Here is an 18,638-nt window from a genome sequence, read left to right on the forward strand (position 1 = left end):
ATACTTCTACCATTAATGTATACCATCTCTATGAGTTGAGTAAAGGTCCGACACGAATCATTTTTCCCGGTTGGTATTGTTCATCCAAAAAATCATGCGGATTAGAACTAATTAATTGAACAACTTGGTATTGGTCATCATCCGCTTCTTCGACAACAAGCTGGACCCCGTTCATAACTAATGTCCGGTGTTTACGAGGCTTTTGTTCGTCTTCATCTTCAAAAATGGTTTCGCTAGGTACTATAGTATAAAGCATTATTGGCTTTCTCCTTTATGTTGGCCAATTAATTGTTGCAATTTGTTAATGGCTTGACCAACGCCGCCTACCTCATTAACCAAACCATACTCAACTGCTTTACCCCCAACAATATTTGAGCCGATATCCTTGGTTAAAGTCCCACGGTTATACATCAATTCATCAAATTTTTCTTCACTAATATCTGAGTGTGTCGTCACAAACTGGTTAACACGGTCTTGAATTTTTTCGATGTATTCAAAACTTTGCGGGACACCAATGACCATCCCATTCAAGCGAACCGGATGTATGAGCATCGTCGCCGTTTCGGCGATATAGCTGTAATCGGAAGAAACGGCAATAGGCACACCGATCGAATGACCGCCCCCCGTTACTAACGTAACCGTTGGCTTAGTAATAGTCGAGATCATCTCAGCAATAGCTAATCCAGCCTCAACATCGCCACCCACGGTATTGATGACAACGAGGACGCCTTCAATTTGATCATTTTGCTCGATGGCGACAAGTTGCGGGAGCAAGTGTTCATACTTCGTTGTCTTATTTTTAGGCGGCAATGACTGATGACCTTCGATTTGGCCAATGATTGTTAAGCAATGAATATTGGATTGAGCACCTGCAACATTGGTTTGACCTAATTTCTGTATTTGTTGCAACAGCGCATTGGTGTTCTGCTGTTTCTCTTGGTCTTGACCTTGTTGTTGATCATTAGACATATATTCATCTCCCTCTATAATCATTTTTACTACGTCGACCTTTCTTCCCCGTTAAAATGGTATGGTAGTACTTAGCGGAGCGGGGAAGTGCTCCCTTCTGACTTCACATATTATTTGTTGGTTAACGTTATTTGATACTTCTTGACAATAAAAAAAGCCCTCAAAAAATGAGGACTTTTATTCTAACTTAAATTTCCATGATGATTGGTAAAATCATTGGACGGCGTTTGGTTTTATCATATAAGTATTTACCTAAAGCATCTCTGATCCCGTTTTTTAACGATGACCATTCAGATATATTTTGATCTAATGATTTATTCAGAACTTCTTCGACAATTTGCGTGGCATCGCCGATCAGTTTTTCCGACTCCCGGACATACACAAAACCGCGAGTAATAATTTCCGGTCCGGACACAATATTTTTCTGCCGCTTTCCTAGCGTAACAACCACAATAAGGGTCCCATCTTCAGCTAAAAGACGACGGTCGCGCAAGACAATATTACCAACATCACCGACGCCAAGCCCGTCAACTAAAAGCTGACCAGCAGGGACTTTATCGACTTGTCTTGCCTGTTCTTTACTAAATTCAACGACATCACCCTTATCCACCAAAAACACTTGATGTGGCGCGAGACTCATTGAATGAGCTAGGTCAGCATGCTCTTTCTGCATCCTAAATTCTCCGTGAATCGGAATGAAATGTTTGGGTTGTGTTAAATGCAACATCAGTTTCAAATCTTCAGCGGAAGCATGCCCTGAAACATGGACATCATCGCCATATATAACTTGAACATCCATCCGCATTAATGAATCAATGGCTTTGGTGACACTTTTCTCGGTACCTGGAGTTGAAGAAGCCGCAAATATAAATAAATCATTCGCTTTTAATTTCAAATTTCGATGGGAGCCATCCGCAATATTGATTAACGGTGTCACCGGATCCCCTTGGTTGCCAGAGGTAATAATGGCCACATCCTGATCTTTACGCTTACTAATTTTATCTAAAGTTGTAAACGTATGCCGGGGGACTTGAAGATATCCCAATTTTGTGGCAATGCCAACAATGCGCTCGAGGTGGCGACCGTCAAGCGCGACTCTACGCCTATTGGCAATAGCCGCATTAATCACTTGTTGAATTCTATGAATATTCGTTGCATAAAGCGCTGTTATGACACGGCCTTTTGCAAAATAAAAGTGATCTTCTAAACTTTCACCGACACCAGAATCTGAAGGTGTTTTCCCCGGTATTTCCGCATTCTTACTATCAGAAAGCAGACACAGAACACCCCGGTCACCTAAACGCGACAATTTACTAATATCAGATTTTTGCCCGTCAACAGGGGTATGATCGAATTTAAAATCGCCGGTATGCACAATTGCTCCTTGTGACGTATGAAAGGCGATACCAATTGCATCAGGGACACTATGATTAACTCGGAAAAACGAAATGCGCTCGTCACCTATTTTCAAATCTTTATTAGGATCAATCACATTTGTTCTCGCCTTCCCAGATGCCTTAGTATCACGCAACAACTGTTCAAACAGAGCTATCGTTAATTTGGTCCCATACACAGGGGCTTGAATATCCCTTAACAAATACGGGAGTCCACCCATATGCGCATGATGGCCATGTGTTAAAAATATTGCTCGAATCCGATCCCGATTCTCCGTCAAATAACTTGAATCCGGAATGACAATATCAACACCTAGCATATCATCTTTCGGGCGCATAAGACCGGCATCAACGACAAATAAATCATCATTAATTTCAATAACAGTCATATTCTTACCAATTTCACCAACGCCGCCCATCGCAAAAATTCTGACATGGTCATTTTTCCGTTTTTGCAATGAGCACTCCTCCTACTATATTCAATTTTGCATAAACAGCAAAACCCGTACCAAATCCATTAACTATATTATAACCATTTCACGGTAACAGTACAAGTCACTTTTTTAAAATCAATCATTATGTATAAACATAAAAGAATGTATGAGACACCTAAAAAGGCGACGCATACACTCTTATATGTTATGCCTTCAGTTCATGATAAATCATCATGAGCTGGCGCATCTCCTCATCAGCCAATGGCACTAGCGGCAAGCGAACACGACCGACATTGATGCCAGTTTGATTTAAAACAGTTTTAACCGGAACCGGGCTAGGGTGGGCAAACAAAGCCCGCATCGTCGGCAATACTTTTTGATGCTGTTTGGCCGCTTGTTTGACATCACCTTGCAAATAGGCCTTAACCATATCTGACATTTCGGAACCAATAATGTGGGAAGCGACAGAAATCACACCATCACCACCGATGGCCAGCGTCGGCATTGTGAGATGGTCCTCACCTGTATAGACCATAAAGTCATCAGCTGTCCGGTCAATCACTTCTGTCACTTGGTTCAAATCACCGCTTGCTTCCTTAACGGCAACCACGTTATCAATCTCACCTAGTTTGACAATCGTATCGGCATTCATATTGACAACGGAACGTCCAGGAATATTGTATATCATGACAGGCAAACTGACCGCATCAGCAACTGCTTTAAAATGTTCATACAGTCCTTTTTGATTCGGTTTATTATAGTACGGTACCACAAGCATGATGCCGTCAACACCTGTCTTCTCAGCCTCTTTGGACAATTGGATCGTTTCTTGAGTGTCGTTACTTCCCGTGCCAGCGATGACAGGGATACGACCATTCACTTTCTTAACGACATATTGGAACAACGTCAGCTTCTCTTCTTTGCTAAGCGTTGGTGATTCTCCAGTCGTGCCGGCCACTACGAGTCCTTCCGTACCGGTATTTAACAAATGGTCAATGAGGCTTGCCGTTCGCTTCTCGCACACCTCACCCTGATCGTTAAAAGGGGTGACCATTGCTGTTAGCAAATGACCAAAGGACACAATACCCATCTCCCTCTGCAATCATTTTTACTACGTCGAGCTTTCTCCCCCGCTAAAATGATATGGTAGTGCTTAGCGAAGCGGGGAAGTGCTTCCTCTACCATCATTTTCACTACGTCGAGCTTTCTCCCCTGCTAAAATGATATGGTAGTGCTTAGCGAAGCGGGGAAGTGCTTCCTTACATTACATTAATGACCGTTCATGATCATCTTTCTCTAGTTCAAATGTGGCATGCAATGCCTGCACAGCATCCTGCAAACGATCGTTTTTAATTAAGACCCAAATTGTTGTATGCGAATCGGCAGATTGTAAAATTTGGATACCCAAATCCGTTAAAGCATTGACAATCTTAGCCGTTACTCCGGGAATACCAGTCATACCCGCACCAACAGCAGAGACTTTGGCGCATCCCTTCGTCACTTGTGGTTCATACCCCATCGACGTTAAGGTCTGAATCGCTTCTTCAGCCATGTCATCCATCACCGTATAAATGACACCCTGAGGACTAATGTTAAAGAAATCGACACTGATCTGTTTTGCAGCCATCGATTTAAAAACTTTTTGCTGTAGGTCGTACTCACCTTCTTTGGCATCAACCTTAATTTGGGTGACACCCTTCACATAAGCAATACCAGTAATGAGACGGTCTTGAACATCGCGGCCGTCGTTTTCCTTTGTGATTGCTGTGACTAGGGTCCCAGGCTCGTTGGAATACGTTGAACGAATCCGAATGGGGACATCGGCCTGCATCGCAATTTCAACCGCACGCGGATGAATCACCTTCGCCCCTTGATAAGCCAAATTACTCACTTCATTATATGTCAAGGTTGTTAATTGCCTAGCGTCTCCAACCATTCGTGGATCGGCCGTCATAACGCCTTCAACATCAGTGAAAATATCAACCCACTCAGCATTCAAAGCGGCCCCTAATGCCGTTGCAGACGTATCACTGCCGCCACGGCCAATGGTGGTCACTTCGCCGCTCTTTGATTGACCTTGAAAACCGGCTACAACAACGACATCACGATCTTTTAACAGATTGTGTACGCGTTCCGGCTTCATGTCAATAATCTTAGCATCACTGAATTTCTCACTGGTTCTAAAACCAGCCTGCCCACCTGTCAATGCCTCTGACGTTAAGCCTGCTGAATTGAGCAGACCTGAAAAAACAATTGATGAAATCGTCTCACCGCACGACATTAACAAATCGGTTTCGCGTTTATTAACCATGGGTGCTCCATACAGACTTAATAACGTATCGGTGGCATAAGGGTCACCAGAACGTCCCATGGCTGATACAACGGCAACAACTTTGTAGCCGTCGTTCACGGCATTCTGAACATGATTAACGGCCCTCAAGCGATCTTCATGGGTCTTGACCGATGTACCGCCGAATTTCTGAACAATCACTTTCATAAATGGTCTCCTTTTTGCTTCAGTTGTTCAAAAGTTGTCGTTTAACAAGCGTTTCGGCGATCTGCACCGAATTCCAAGCCGCACCTTTTAATAGATTGTCGGATACGACCCACATATGATATCCATTCTCCATATCCAAATCTTGACGAATGCGTCCAACGAAGACATCCTTTTCTCCAACCGCTTGAACAGGCATTGGATAGCGTTGTTCGCTCGGATCATCTTGAACGGTCACACCTGCTGCATCATGTAATACTGATTTGATATTGTCCGTATCAACGTTTGACTGATCCAGCTCAACATAAACAGATTCCGCATGCCCTGTATTAATCGGTAAGCGGACACATGTCGCCGAAACAGGCAGATCAGCGTTCTCCATAATTTTCTTTGTTTCATTCGTCATTTTCATTTCTTCAAACGTGTAATCATTATCTTGAAAGGTATCGATTTGTGGTACAGCATTATAAGCAATCTGATAATGTTTGGGTTCACCTTTAACAGGTAAAATATGCGCCTCAGATGGTTCACCGTTAAGAACCGCTTGTGATTGATGCTGCATTTCTTCAACAGCTGATAGACCTGCACCTGAGACCGCTTGATAGGTTGATACAATAACACGTTTTAATCCGTACGATTGTCGTAATGGTTCAAGAGCCGCAACCATTTGAATGGTCGAACAATTAGGATTCGCAATGATTCCTTGATGTTCCTGAAGCGCATGTTCGTTGACTTCCGGTACAACGAGCGGCACATCCGGATCCATCCGATAGGCACTTGTATTATCAACGACAACAGCGCCGCGTTTGACAGCCTCCGGGGCTAACTGTTTTGAAATTGAGCCACCCGCACTAAAAAGCGCTAAATGTACCCCTTCAAACGCTTCTGGCGTTGCTTCTTTAATCGTAAAATCCTTGCCTTTAAATGTTTGCGTTTGTCCTGCAGAACGGGCTGACGCCAATAGTGATAATGTCTTAATCGGCAGTGTAGATGCTTCCAATAAGCTGATCATTTGTCTTCCAACAGCTCCAGTTGCGCCAACAACCGCAACGTGTAGACCTTCTTGTTCTAGTCCCATAGTTTCCCCTCCGACACAAAAATTTATCAAAATATGAGAGGGAAACGCTGGTGGTTTCCCATTTGTTTTTTCTGTGTCTATTCTATCATACTATTGGCATTCGTTAACGCCCGTTTTTTCCTAATCTTTAAATCGTTCGATAATCATGGGTTGATACTGCTTGCGGTCCAATGCGCTTTCAACAGTATCACGGAGGGCATCCATTCTTGCGACAAGCGAATTCTCCTTCTTATCAGGAACATCCTGACCGAATGGAATGAAATAAACATATTTAGCATTTAATAACGTAGCGAGATTCGTTGCATTCATACCTAAAGCATCATTCGTGCTAATTCCCAAAACAACTGGATTTTGATTGCGAATCGTCGCTTTCGCTGCCATGAGAACAGGAGAATCAGTCATGGCGTTCGCAAATTTACTAATCGAATTCCCTGTCATAGGTGCAATCACCATACAATCCAAAGGTGTTTTCGGTCCGTACGGTTCAGCCTTAACAATGGAATCAACCACACTGTTTCCGGTCATTTCTTCGACTTTTTGTACCCAATCACGACCGTCGCCAAAACGAGTTACCGTGTTTTTTACTGTATAAGTGACAAACATGGTTACAGTTGCACCTGCATCTAACAACGATTGTACCTGTGGAACCACTTGATCATAAGTGCAGTGGGACCCAGTCAAACCAAAGCCAATATGTTTTCCTTTAAGATCCATACGAATCATCCTCCTGTGGCAATTGTTCTTCAAGAATTTCAGAGACAACATTGGCAATAATTTTGCCAGCTGTTTTTGGAGCAACCATTCCTGGTAGTCCAAGTGGATGCAACGTCTTAATCCCCCGTTTTTCCGCGTATCTGAAATCCGTTCCGCCTGGTTTTGAAGCAATATCAACAATCAATGTATTAACAGGCATATGCGATATGACTTGACCTGTTAACACTTTTGCTGGAATGGTATTGAGACAAATGTCTACGTCCCCAACGTGAGTCGAAAGATCTTTAATGTAAAACGGCTTAAGCCCCATTTCCGTAATTCTCGCGATATCCGCTTTAAACTTCGTCCCCACTTTGACATTAGCCCCCAGCGCGTGAAGAGTCCTTGCTAGCGACATCCCCGTACGTCCGAGACCTAAAATAACCACATTAGCTGCGTGTATAGTAATATCCGTGTTTTGGATGACCATGAGTAATGTTCCTTCAACGGTTGGAACTGAGTTATAGATAGCCACATCATCCCGTTTAAATAACGGAACAACGCCTCGATCAGCTTCTTCAGAACATTGCTTAAGATATGTGGTTGTGATCCCGGTAAAAATCTGACAATGATCTGGTGTTTGTGTTAGCCAATCAGCTTCCAAAACAACTTCTTTATCTGAAAATGTCGTCTCGACTTTGCCATCATCACCGACACCACTGACCGGCAATATAATCGCATCGAGTGCCGACACCTCGATATCTTCCATATCAATTTTAGCTGCTCCATTAAAATGGTGATCTAATTGATCAAAACCAACCAACAGTAAATGCGCATCCAATTCATTTAACTTCTTGATGACTTCTAATTGACGCGCATCACCGCCGAGAATCAAAATATTCATTCCCGTTAACAAGTTCATCACCTCTGAAATCATTTGACCTCTCGAGAGACCTTAGGTCATTGCCTAGGTTATCGTATGTCAAAGAATCCTATCTGGTGAATATACGATAATAACATTATGTAAATTAAAAGAAGGATAAAAAAAAGCCCCCTCTTTAGAGGCTGAAGCGTTGCCCGCGGAAAGCGAACACCTGGATCTGAAATTAACAATCACGTTTAACAGAGCCTAGATGAAAAGGATCGGGTCCCTCTTAATCATAACAAACAACTATTGAAAGCGTGATGGCCATTCACCGCTAGGATTGATTAATGAACTGGAAAAATCATGATTAAATAAGTCATGAGCCACACCCTTCACATCCTGATGACTGACCGATTCGATACGATTAACTATTTCATCCAATGATTGATGGCGCTCAAGTAATAATTCATTCTTAGCATTACGGCTCATTCGACTACTCGTGCTTTCTAAACTAAGCATCAAATTCCCTTTCAACTGTTCTCGACTATTTTGCAGCTCCGTTTCTGTTATCCCATGTTGCTTGATATCGTCTATCGTGGAGAAGATTGTCTCATATAAATCCTCTATTTGATCAGCACCTGTCCCACCGTAGACCGTTAGTAACCCGCTATCTTTGAAGGCCATGTGATAGGAGAATACCGAATAGGCCAGACCTCGTTCTTCACGAACTTCTTGAAATAATCGACTACTCATACTGCCGCCAAGAACATTATTTAAAATAATCAATGGATAAATCCGTTCATCACCTAATGCAAAACCATCAAATCCCAAGCAGATGTGCGCTTGTTCGGTATCTTTTTTCTGAGCGAGTTGATCCGGATAAAACTGAGGTTGCTCGTAATAATTATGATGATTTTGTGCTTGAAATGCTGAAAAGGCCTCTTCTATAGCCGGAATGATCGTCTCATCAACGTTCCCTGCGATCGATACAACAATGTTTTCAGGTTTATAGTAACGGTTCATATACGTTTTAAGTCGTGAACGATCAAAGGCTTGTAAGGTAGCTTCACGCCCCAAAATCGGCATGCCTAAGGGATGATGACCAAAGCTTGCCTCACTTAGCAAGTCATGGACACGATCATCAGGCGTATCTTCATACATTTTAATTTCTTCTAAAACAACTTGCTTTTCCTTTTGCATCTCCGTTTCGTCAAAAATCGAATGGAACAGCATGTCCGTTAAAATATTAACAGCATAATGCGTATGTTCATCAAGAACTTTGGCATATAAACACGTATATTCTTTAGAAGTGAACGCATTAACCTGACCCCCGATACGATCAAAAGCTTCAGCAATGTCGCGCGGGCGACGTGTGCCAGTCCCTTTAAACAACATATGTTCTATAAAATGGGAGATTCCGTTGTTGGAATCATCCTCGTAACGTGATCCAGCTCCAATCCAAATGCCAATCGTTGCACTCCGCACCGACGGAACTTCTTCTAAAACAATACGGACACCGTTCTTGCATGTATGTTTGATGACCAAAGTTGTATCCCCCTATAAGATCTCCAATTTCTCAAAGAACAATATAACATGTTTCGGTGTGAATGAGAATGTCCGATTTACCTCCGGATCCGCTTTTCATCGATAAGCTTAGAAACCGTACCGATACGATACCCCTTTTTTTGTATACTCGCTATCATTCTCTCAAGGCTTTGCACGGTTGGCTCAGTGGGATGCATCAAAATAAGTGAACCGGACTGGACTTTGGTATTAACACGCCGCAGAATATCATCTGGGGTGGTGGCTTTTTTCCAATCGATGGCATCAACTGTCCACATAATCGTTTTCATATTCTGCTGCTTAGCTAACTGTACCGTTTTCTGATTATAGCTTCCGCTCGGAGGGGCAAACAAGCTCGGTTGAATATCAAGGGTTGCTTCGATCACTTCACTCGTCTTCGTCATCTCTTCTTTAGCTTTCGATGGGCTGATCTTGGAAAAGTCAGGATGCGTCAACCCATGATTACCGATTTCATGGCCCTCATCACTGATCATCATAGCCAGATCAGAATTGTTTTTGACCCATCGCCCTTCTAAAAAGAATGTCGCTTTCACCTGATATTTGTTAAGTATTTTCAATATTTTCGGAATGTAATCGTTCCCCCAAGCCACATTAATCATCAAACTTACCATTGGTTTCTTAGGGTTGCCTCGGAATATGGGTGCTGGTGGTAAATCACTCAAATGGACTTTCGGTGGAATCTGCTCATAAGCAATTTTTTCTCGATCGAACTCGCCATCATCGGCTTTCATTTTCTTATAAGACTTATCAATTTGGACTTTAACACCATTCAAACCTGGGATCGCTTTCCAAACCTTATGGTGAACAGCGTTAATGGGTTTCTTATCGTGCTTTTCGGCAAAGGCTTTGATTTGCTGATAGAGGTCATCTTCGGGATCCACTTTGACATCAGTTGTGATCGCTTCTGGATCCGCTGTTGGCGACAAAAACCGAACCGAAAAGGGTTGATTATATGTTCCCGCTGTGATGAGTAATATGAATACAAAGACGGTGATTTGCAGCAGAAATCGTTTCATTGCTATTCCCCCTATTTGTACAACCTATGCGGCAAAGTTAGGGGAATAGAACAGTCAATTAAGAGTGTTAACGGAGGAAGAAGGAAGATATTAAAAAAGAAGCGGGTCTCGGGACCTGCCTCTTACTCTTGACTTTCTGTTGCTTTATTATCTTGACTTTTCGTTTCTTCTTGGCTTTCATCATCACTTAAAGCGCGCTTTCTGGATAACTTGACGCGTCCTTGATTATCGATATCAATGACTTTAACAGTCACCTCATCACCAAGTTTAACAACATCCTCTACCTTTTTCACATGGCTTTTATCAAGTTCAGAAATATGGACAAGACCATCTTTTTGGCTGAATAACTCGACAAAAGCACCAAACTTCTCAATACGTTTAACCTTACCAGTGTAAATCTCACCGACTTCTACTTCACGAACGATATCTTCAATCGTTTGTTTAGCTTGAGCATTCATCTTGGCGTCAGAAGAAGCAATAAATACCGAACCGTCTTGTTCAATATCAATTTTCACGCCTGTTTCTTCAATAATCTTATTAATCGTTTTGCCACTTGGCCCAATCACATCACGAATCTTATTGGGATCAATACTCATCGTCATGATTTTCGGAGCATAGTCCGATAATTCATTTCGAGGCCCATTAATCGTTTCAGCCATATGTGAGAGAATGGTCATCCGGCCTTCTTTCGCTTGTGTCAGTGCCGTTTCTAAAATATCACGGTTAATACCGGAAATTTTAATATCCATTTGCAAGGCGGTTACACCTTGTTCGGTTCCTGCCACCTTAAAGTCCATATCACCAAGTGCATCTTCCATACCTTGAATATCGGTTAGAACAGCGACATCATCATCGTGTTTGACAAGACCCATGGCAATCCCGGCAACTGGTGCTTTAATCGGTACACCTGCATCCATCATCGCCATTGTACTTCCACAAATACTTGCTTGTGAGGTCGAACCATTGGATTCAAGGACTTCAGAAACAAGACGAATCGTATAAGGAAAATCCTTTTCCGACGGAATAATCGGTTCAAGCGCACGTTCACCTAAAGCACCGTGACCGATTTCACGACGTCCCGGACCGCGCATAGGCTTGGCTTCACCAACACTGAAAGGTGGAAAGTTATAATGGTGCATAAATCGTTTGGACTCTTCTGTATCCAGCCCGTCCAACACCTGAACATCACCTAGAGCACCTAAAGTACAAACGCTTAAAGCTTGTGTTTGTCCCCGTTTGAACAAACCGGATCCATGGGTTCTCGGCAACAGCTTGACATCGGAAGACAGCGGACGGATTTCATCAATTTGACGTCCATCCGGACGCAGATGTTCATGCACTATCATTTTCCGAACCTCTTCCTTAACGATCTTCTGAAGAACGTCTTGGATTTGATCCATCTTATCTTCATAACCCTCTTTTTCCTCATACTGTGCGTTGATTTCTGCTTTAACCTGATCAATCGCTTCATCGCGCGCTAACTTTTCGTGGGTTCTAATAGCCGCCTTTAATTGATCAGTAGCCACCGACCGGATTTCCTCTTCAATGGTTTGTTCAGGGACAAACAGTTCAACATCAATTTTCTCCTTGCCAACGGCTTGAGCGACTTTTTCCTGAAAAGCAACAAGCTCTTTAATGGCTTCATGACCGTGCAAAATCGCATCAAGCATCACAGATTCAGGCACTTCATTGGCACCTGCTTCCACCATGTTAATAGCATCTTTTGTACCAGCAACGGTTAAATCGATATCACTTTTTTCCGCTTGATCTTCAGTTGGATTGATGACAAATTCTCCATCAACACGACCGACGATGACACCTGCAATCGGGCCATCAAAAGGAATGTCAGAAACGCATAACGACAAGGATGAGCCGAACATGGCCGCCATTTCTGAGGAACAATTCTGGTCAACGCTCATGACCATACTAACAACTTGGACTTCATTGCGGAAGCCATCAGCAAACAGTGGTCGAAGCGGTCGATCGATTAGTCGGCTTGTAAGTGTAGCCTTTTCACTCGGGCGTCCCTCGCGTTTGATAAAGCCACCCGGAATTTTACCGACAGCATATAAACGTTCTTCATAATTAACCGTTAAGGGAAAAAATGGTAAATCTTTAGGTTCACTTGATGCGGTTGCTGTCGAAAGTACGACGGTATCACCATAACGGACAAGAACGGCGCCATTGGCTTGATTGGCATACTTACCAATCTCAACTTTAAGCGGCCGTCCGGCCCATTCCATGGTAAACTCTTGGTTAATCGATTCCATGTCTGTGGGTACCCCTCTCATAATATAGTTATGTAACATCAATGCCTGTACACTCTATGGTTAGCTATTTATTAATGGCTTATAATAATCAAGAAAGTTTTTTACTTTCTTTAAGTTGTACAAAAAAGCGGGATTTCTCCCGCTTTCCGATAAACTATCGACGAAGACCAAGTTTGCCAATAAGTTCGCGATAGCGTGTGATATCTTTTTTACGCAAAAAAGTAAGCAAGTTACGACGCTGACCGACCATCTTAAGAAGACCTCGTCTTGAAGCGTGGTCTTTCTTATGCATGCGCAAATGCTTGTTAAGTTCCGTAATCTGCTCAGTCAGGATAGCAATTTGAACCTCTGGAGAACCTGTGTCTCCTTCATGTGTTCGATATTCTTGGATCAATTCATTCTTGCGTTCTTGTGCTAATGCCATCCTCATTCACCTCCTCTTAATTCAAATCACCAAAAGCTCAGCGGGCGGCGGTGACTCGCACAGCCAAGCCATGGTTACTGACGTACAAAAACAAGGATACAACTTTTTGTCGAAAATTTCAAGAGCTAATAACATAATCCCTAATACTTAAGCTTAAAGTACCTTAAGGCATCTTCTTTATCTTGATTCATTTGTTCCACAAGCTCACGGGCATTAGAAAAAGCCACTTCATCACGTAATCTCTGGTACCATTCAACCGTCAGACGCTCACCATAAAGATCTCCGGTGAAATGAAACAAATAAACTTCAACTAAAACAGGCTGTGATTCACTATAAAATGTCGGCCGCTCCCCGATGCTTGCTACACCGTAAAAACTTTGCGAAGATGTCCAGGCTTTGACCGCATAAACGCCTTTATTAGGAATGACATAGGGTTCATCGCATTGAACATTCGCTGTCGGAAAGCCAAGTTCACGTCCACGTTTGTCCCCGTGAACCACTTCGCCCGACAACTGATAATAGCGTCCTAAATAATCGGGAACTTTATCAACTTCACCGTCTAGAATTAATCCTCTAATTTTAGTGGTACTCACTTTTTCGTCATGGACGTTGACTTTAGATATCACCGTATAGTCAAAGTTGTTTCGGGCAAACGTCGCTATGTTCTCCATCGTTCCTTGAGCTTTTTTTCCATAAGTAAAGTCATAACCGGCCACAACATGTTTAGCCCCTAGACCCGCTAGATAATCATCAACAAACGTCTGCGGTGATAATTGACTAAAGGCATGGTCAAATGTCACAAAGTAAAGACGCTCAATCCCCATTTCTTCTAGAATGCGAACTTTTTCTTGTGGTGGGGTGATGTAATCTTCACGTGTTGTTAAGTGTTTAATCACGGCGGAAGGATGCGGGTGAAACGTCATCACCGCAGCTTCAGTACCTAAATGTCGCGCAATATCAATGGATTTTTGAATGACTTTTTTATGTCCGATATGAACACCGTCGAAATAGCCTAACGCCATCACTTTTGGGTGTACATCGTCCTCTCTGAATTCAGGAGGATGTTGTAAATGGACAACTTCCATGGTTAAGGCCCACCTTTATTGTTATTCATCGATGGCAAATACTCGTTCCGGTTTCAATAGATGCTGATACTTCGGATGATGATGATAGATTGCAAGGCACAACCCATCTCTATTATATATCGTAATACGTTCTTTTTGAAAGTCTTCCGGTTTTTTCAAAAGCCCTCCGTTGCGAACCTTGGCAGCCATCTCATCTGTCACCGTCATCGAAGGATACATTGACAGTCCATCACCGATCGATATTAATTCTTTGTCAATCGCTCTAGGGTTGTCATCGACGAGTTCATTAATATCTTCAAACGTTAGACATTGCTGTAAAGAGATGTTGGCAGCATGGGTCCGTGTTAATGTTTGCAAATGCGCTGGATATCCCAAGGACTGACCTATATCGACGCCCAGTGTTCGGACGTATGTCCCTTTACTGCAGTGGACACGGAATGGAATTTCTGTCTGGTACTCAGAGCTCGTCCCTAACAATTCCAAAGCGTAAATAAAGGCATCTCGCTTAGGGCGCTCAACATCGATGCCTTCACGAGCATACTCATATAACCTACGCCCGTTCACTTTAACTGCTGAATACATCGGCGGTACTTGCCGGATGGTTCCTGTGAAACGTCGGAACACTGACTCGACTTCTTCTTTTGAGAACGGCTCCTGTACAGATTGACAGGTAACAATATCACCGTCCATGTCTTCGGTCGTTGTACTCGTGCCAAGTGAGATAATTCCTGTATAGGCTTTACTTCCTTCCAGTAGATAAGGAACAATTTTGGTGGCACGATTGATACAAATTGGCAGCACGCCGTCCACATTCGGATCCAGTGTTCCGGTATGACCAACCTTCTTAATATGTAACATTTTGCGTATTTTGTTAACACAGTCATGTGAGGTCATGCCTTTTGGTTTATAAAGAGGGATAATACCGCTCGCGACGGCCATCAGCAAAGCCTCCCTTTATAATCATTTTTACTTTACGTTGCGACACACAAGACGTGCTAGCATCGGCATTGCAACAGCACGTTGTGTGTTTAACCGATGTTCCTCTTACTTCCCAGCTAAAATGATAGTTTTGTACTTAACGGAGCAGGAAAGTTTTAAGCCAAAGAATAAGGATAGACTAAAACCGCCTATCCTTCATCAAAAATCTTCGCTATCATGTTCATCCCGCTTAAGGTCGTGTAGTAATTGATCGATACGATTGCCTTGTTCAGTGGAATGATCAAACTTAAAATCCAGTTCCGGTGTTTTTCGTAACCGGATGCGTTTACCGATCTCAGAGCGGATAAATCCTTTGGCCTTATTAAGTCCTTCTAAGGATGCTTCCTTCTGATCATCTTCACCTAGTACCGTAATAAAAATGGTCGCTTCCTGCAAATCACCAGTCACTTCAGCGTCTGTGACCGTAACAAAGCCGACGCGCGGGTCTTTGATATGGTTGCTGATAATATCACTCACTTCTTTTTTCAACTGTTCAGCAACACGATGGACACGTACATTGGCCATTTCATCAGCACCTCATTTCTACAACCATTCATACTCAGTTGTCGCGCGTTCAATCTGATCATTTTGATCAACCAAGTTCAAAGCCTTTTGTAAGGTTTTCTCTACTTGCACTTTGTCATTAGAAACGGAAACAAAGGCAAGTTCTGTTCTTTGCCAGACGTCTTGGTGATCAACCTCAGCACACGCTACATTAAGCCTGTTACGTGCTCGTTCAAGAACGCTTTTGACAACCGAGCGTTTTTGTTTCAAAGAATGGGATTCATATATATAGCCTTCACATTTAACGACACCAATAATCACCGTTTAATTTCTTCCATCACGTAGGCTTCGATCACGTCGCCTTCTTTGATGTCATTAAATTTCTCTAATGTGATACCACACTCATAACCTGCAGAGACTTCTTTAGTATCATCTTTATAACGTTTTAGTGTATCCACTTCACCTTCAAAAATGACAACACCGTCTCTTATCACACGTACACCGGAGTTTCTGGTGATTTTGCCGTCTGTGACATAGGAGCCGGCAATGGTCCCGATTTTCGATACTTTAAATGTTTGTCGAACCTCGACTTGACCAATGACTTTTTCTTCATATTCAGGATCAAGCATGCCTTTCATAGCGGCCTCAATTTCTTCGATCGCTTTATAGATAACCCGGTGTAGGCGAATATCAACATTTTCTGATTCGGCTGTTTTCTTGGCATTATTATCAGGACGCACATTAAAGCCGATAATAATTGCATTCGAAGCCGATGCAAGTATAATATCTGACTCTTTAATCGCACCAACACCCGTGTGAATAATGTTGACTTTAACACCTTCGACATCAATCTTCGCTAGCGAACCCGCGACGGCTTCAGCCGACCCCTGAACATCCGCTTTAACAACAACATTAATTTCCTTCATATTTTCTTCTTGGATTTTTTGGAATAAGTCATCAAGACTCACTTTGGATGTTTCATTACGCTCGGCTTCTTTGTGTCGTTCCGCCCGTTTTTCCCCAATTTGTCTGGCTTTGCGTTCATCATCAAACACGCGAAATTGGTCGCCCGCTTGAGGGACATCATTTAAGCCCGTAATTTCAACCGGCGTCGATGGATCAGCTGTTTGTATACGGCGGCCAAGATCATTGACCATGGCTCTAACGCGGCCATAAGCATTACCGACAACGATGGCGTCACCAATCTTCAATGTGCCATTTTGTACTAACAAGGTCGCTACAGGGCCCCGGCCTTTGTCTAATTCAGCCTCAACAACTGAACCGCGAGCTTCTTTGCCTGTGTTGGCTTTGAATTCTTCCATCTCCGAGACAAGCGTGATCATTTCCAGCAATTCATCAATGCCATCACCTTCAATGGCCGAGAGCTTAACAAAAATGGTATCTCCACCGTAATCCTCGGGAACCAATTCATATTCCATAAGTTCCTGCATCACACGGTCCGGGTTGGCCCCTTCTTTATCCATTTTGTTAACAGCCACGATAATTGGGACTTCTGCTGCTTTGGCATGATTAATCGCCTCAGCTGTTTGCGGCATGACACCGTCATCAGCAGCCACAACGAGAATAGCAATATCAGTCACTTGTGCTCCTCGTGCCCTCATGGTTGTAAAGGCGGCGTGCCCCGGTGTATCTAAGAAAGTAATGTGCTGGTCGTTATACGGTACTTGGTAGGCACCGATATGTTGGGTAATCCCCCCTGCTTCACCCGTCGTCACTTTCGTATGGCGAATGGCATCAAGGAGGGTTGTCTTGCCATGGTCAACGTGACCCATAATTGTAACGACTGGCGGTCGAATATCCGCTGTGGATTCATCAATGTCCATATCATACTCTTCGAAAGCTGATTCATCGAAGACCACTTCTTCTTCAGCCTTCACGCCATAATCATCAGCAAGCAGTTCAATGGTTTCCTTATCGATTTCTTGGTTTTTAGTAGCCATAACCCCTAAAAACATCAGCTTTTTAATAATATCGGAAGACTTCCTACCCAACTTTTCAGCCATTTCCGCTACTGTTATCGGCCCGTTGTAAGTGATTTTTTCCGGTAGCTTAGCTTCTTGGCGTTGCTGCGGTTTTCTTCCGTTATCCCTTTGTCCGCGGGGTCTTTGACCTCGGTTCTGCTTTTTTTGTTGACCTTTATTACCTTGGTTTGCTTGCTGTTTGCCTTTGTTATTTTTATTATTAGACGGTCTGTGGTTTGGATTTGATGATTTTGGTTTGTTATCCCGTCTTCTTTGATCATCAGGCCTGCGGCTTGCTTGTTTCTTTTGCTCGCCCCGATTAGGTTTCTTTTCATTTTCGTTTTGACTTCGTTCAGCCTCTTGGTTATTACCGGTCGGCTGCGTTTGATTGTATGCTTGATTAAGGGCTTGGATTTGTCCATCCTCAATAACCGCCATGTGGCTGGATACCGGATGACCAAGCTCTTTTAATTTATTAACAATTTCTTTACTTGAACGTTTCTTTTCTTTGGCATATTGATATACACGCATTTTACTCATACGTTCACCCCCGAAATGATTGATCTGACAATGACAGTAATTTGTCGCTGAAACCTTTGTCAGTCAAGCCAACAATCACTCTTTCGGGCTTTCCGATCGCCCGACCCAGATGATACCGATCAGATACTCTAAGCATCGGCACTCTGTAGTGTGAGGTCTTGTCAGTCATTGTTTTTGCTGTCCTTTCTGATGCATCACCCGCAACGATGACGAGTTTAACCTGGTTGTTGCGAATGGCATTTATGACGATTTCCTCTCCCGAAATCAACTTCCGAGCCCGATAAGCCAATCCCAATAGTGAAAAAAATGACTGGTTTCTATCGGCCAT

General features: G+C 43.0%; 18 protein-coding genes. All 18 read right to left on the reverse strand.

Annotated elements, in window-relative coordinates:
* Positions 1–28: 28 nt before the first annotated feature.
* The gene (locus B9Y89_RS14560; protein ID WP_085523924.1) at positions 29–256 is read right to left on the reverse strand and encodes a YlzJ-like family protein; all 228 of its coding nucleotides are present in this window, start codon (positions 254–256) and stop codon (positions 29–31) included.
* Positions 256–969, reverse strand: a complete 714-nt coding sequence (locus B9Y89_RS14565; protein WP_085523925.1) for a ClpP family protease — start codon at positions 967–969, stop codon at positions 256–258. Before B9Y89_RS14565 ends, B9Y89_RS14560 begins: the two co-directional genes overlap by 1 nt.
* Positions 970–1,156: 187 nt before the next feature.
* The gene (locus B9Y89_RS14570; protein WP_085523926.1) at positions 1,157–2,821 is read right to left on the reverse strand and encodes a ribonuclease J; all 1,665 of its coding nucleotides are present in this window, start codon (positions 2,819–2,821) and stop codon (positions 1,157–1,159) included.
* Positions 2,822–3,002: 181 nt separating this feature from the next.
* A complete protein-coding gene (gene dapA / locus B9Y89_RS14575; protein WP_085524755.1) occupies positions 3,003–3,881 on the reverse strand; it encodes a 4-hydroxy-tetrahydrodipicolinate synthase in 879 nt (292 codons plus the stop codon).
* Positions 3,882–4,061: 180 nt separating this feature from the next.
* Positions 4,062–5,294: an aspartate kinase gene (dapG, locus tag B9Y89_RS14580; RefSeq protein ID WP_085523927.1), complete on the reverse strand. Its 1,233-nt coding sequence runs from the start codon at positions 5,292–5,294 to the stop codon at positions 4,062–4,064.
* Positions 5,295–5,313: 19 nt separating this feature from the next.
* Positions 5,314–6,369, reverse strand: a complete 1,056-nt coding sequence (locus B9Y89_RS14585) for an aspartate-semialdehyde dehydrogenase (protein WP_085523928.1) — start codon at positions 6,367–6,369, stop codon at positions 5,314–5,316.
* Positions 6,370–6,489: 120 nt separating this feature from the next.
* The gene (locus tag B9Y89_RS14590; RefSeq protein ID WP_085523929.1) at positions 6,490–7,083 is read right to left on the reverse strand and encodes a dipicolinate synthase subunit B; all 594 of its coding nucleotides are present in this window, start codon (positions 7,081–7,083) and stop codon (positions 6,490–6,492) included.
* Positions 7,073–7,978 carry a dipicolinic acid synthetase subunit A gene (dpaA, locus tag B9Y89_RS14595; protein WP_085524756.1) on the reverse strand — a complete coding sequence of 302 codons (906 nt, stop codon included), beginning with the start codon at positions 7,976–7,978 and terminating at the stop codon, positions 7,073–7,075. Before dpaA ends, B9Y89_RS14590 begins: the two co-directional genes overlap by 11 nt.
* A 255-nt stretch (positions 7,979–8,233) precedes the next feature.
* Positions 8,234–9,472: a M16 family metallopeptidase gene (locus B9Y89_RS14600; protein ID WP_085523930.1), complete on the reverse strand. Its 1,239-nt coding sequence runs from the start codon at positions 9,470–9,472 to the stop codon at positions 8,234–8,236.
* Positions 9,473–9,549: 77 nt separating this feature from the next.
* A complete protein-coding gene (locus B9Y89_RS14605; RefSeq protein WP_085523931.1) occupies positions 9,550–10,527 on the reverse strand; it encodes a polysaccharide deacetylase family protein in 978 nt (325 codons plus the stop codon).
* A 122-nt stretch (positions 10,528–10,649) separates the two neighbouring features.
* Entirely contained in the window at positions 10,650–12,797 is a 2,148-nt protein-coding gene (gene pnp / locus B9Y89_RS14610; RefSeq protein WP_085523932.1) for a polyribonucleotide nucleotidyltransferase, read from the reverse strand.
* 154 nt (positions 12,798–12,951) lie between these two features.
* Positions 12,952–13,221 carry a 30S ribosomal protein S15 gene (gene rpsO / locus B9Y89_RS14615; protein ID WP_085523933.1) on the reverse strand — a complete coding sequence of 90 codons (270 nt, stop codon included), beginning with the start codon at positions 13,219–13,221 and terminating at the stop codon, positions 12,952–12,954.
* A 140-nt stretch (positions 13,222–13,361) separates the two neighbouring features.
* Entirely contained in the window at positions 13,362–14,306 is a 945-nt protein-coding gene (locus B9Y89_RS14620) for a bifunctional riboflavin kinase/FAD synthetase (RefSeq protein WP_085523934.1), read from the reverse strand.
* Positions 14,307–14,327: 21 nt separating this feature from the next.
* Complete coding sequence (truB, locus tag B9Y89_RS14625) at positions 14,328–15,245, reverse strand: tRNA pseudouridine(55) synthase TruB (protein ID WP_085523935.1); 918 nt, start codon at positions 15,243–15,245, stop codon at positions 14,328–14,330.
* A gap of 198 nt (positions 15,246–15,443) precedes the next feature.
* Positions 15,444–15,809: a 30S ribosome-binding factor RbfA gene (rbfA, locus tag B9Y89_RS14630; protein ID WP_085523936.1), complete on the reverse strand. Its 366-nt coding sequence runs from the start codon at positions 15,807–15,809 to the stop codon at positions 15,444–15,446.
* 18 nt (positions 15,810–15,827) lie between these two features.
* Positions 15,828–16,109 (reverse strand): DUF503 domain-containing protein, encoded by a 282-nt coding sequence (locus B9Y89_RS14635; RefSeq protein ID WP_085523937.1) that lies wholly within the window; start codon positions 16,107–16,109, stop codon positions 15,828–15,830.
* On the reverse strand, positions 16,106–18,310 hold the full coding sequence (gene infB / locus B9Y89_RS14640) for a translation initiation factor IF-2 (protein ID WP_085523938.1): 2,205 nt from the start codon (positions 18,308–18,310) through the stop codon (positions 16,106–16,108). The genes B9Y89_RS14635 and infB overlap by 4 nt, the downstream gene beginning before the upstream one ends.
* A 4-nt stretch (positions 18,311–18,314) precedes the next feature.
* A complete protein-coding gene (locus B9Y89_RS14645; RefSeq protein WP_085523939.1) occupies positions 18,315–18,638 on the reverse strand; it encodes a YlxQ family RNA-binding protein in 324 nt (107 codons plus the stop codon).

The sequence above is a fragment of the Tuberibacillus sp. Marseille-P3662 genome (assembly GCF_900178005.1).
Taxonomy (GTDB): Bacteria; Bacillota; Bacilli; order Bacillales; family Sporolactobacillaceae; genus Marseille-P3662.

Coding starts and splice junctions, on each gene's coding strand:
- B9Y89_RS14560 (WP_085523924.1), bottom strand. CDS start 256: ATGCTTTATACTATAGTACCTAGCGAAACCATTTTTGAAGATGAAGAC.
- B9Y89_RS14565 (WP_085523925.1), bottom strand. CDS start 969: ATGTCTAATGATCAACAACAAGGTCAAGACCAAGAGAAACAGCAGAAC.
- dapG (WP_085523927.1), bottom strand. CDS start 5,294: ATGAAAGTGATTGTTCAGAAATTCGGCGGTACATCGGTCAAGACCCAT.
- B9Y89_RS14585 (WP_085523928.1), bottom strand. CDS start 6,369: ATGGGACTAGAACAAGAAGGTCTACACGTTGCGGTTGTTGGCGCAACT.
- B9Y89_RS14590 (WP_085523929.1), bottom strand. CDS start 7,083: ATGGATCTTAAAGGAAAACATATTGGCTTTGGTTTGACTGGGTCCCAC.
- B9Y89_RS14605 (WP_085523931.1), bottom strand. CDS start 10,527: ATGAAACGATTTCTGCTGCAAATCACCGTCTTTGTATTCATATTACTC.
- pnp (WP_085523932.1), bottom strand. CDS start 12,797: ATGGAATCGATTAACCAAGAGTTTACCATGGAATGGGCCGGACGGCCG.
- rpsO (WP_085523933.1), bottom strand. CDS start 13,221: ATGGCATTAGCACAAGAACGCAAGAATGAATTGATCCAAGAATATCGA.
- B9Y89_RS14620 (WP_085523934.1), bottom strand. CDS start 14,306: ATGGAAGTTGTCCATTTACAACATCCTCCTGAATTCAGAGAGGACGAT.
- truB (WP_085523935.1), bottom strand. CDS start 15,245: ATGGCCGTCGCGAGCGGTATTATCCCTCTTTATAAACCAAAAGGCATG.
- rbfA (WP_085523936.1), bottom strand. CDS start 15,809: ATGGCCAATGTACGTGTCCATCGTGTTGCTGAACAGTTGAAAAAAGAA.
- infB (WP_085523938.1), bottom strand. CDS start 18,310: ATGAGTAAAATGCGTGTATATCAATATGCCAAAGAAAAGAAACGTTCA.
- B9Y89_RS14645 (WP_085523939.1), bottom strand. CDS start 18,638: ATGGCCGATAGAAACCAGTCATTTTTTTCACTATTGGGATTGGCTTAT.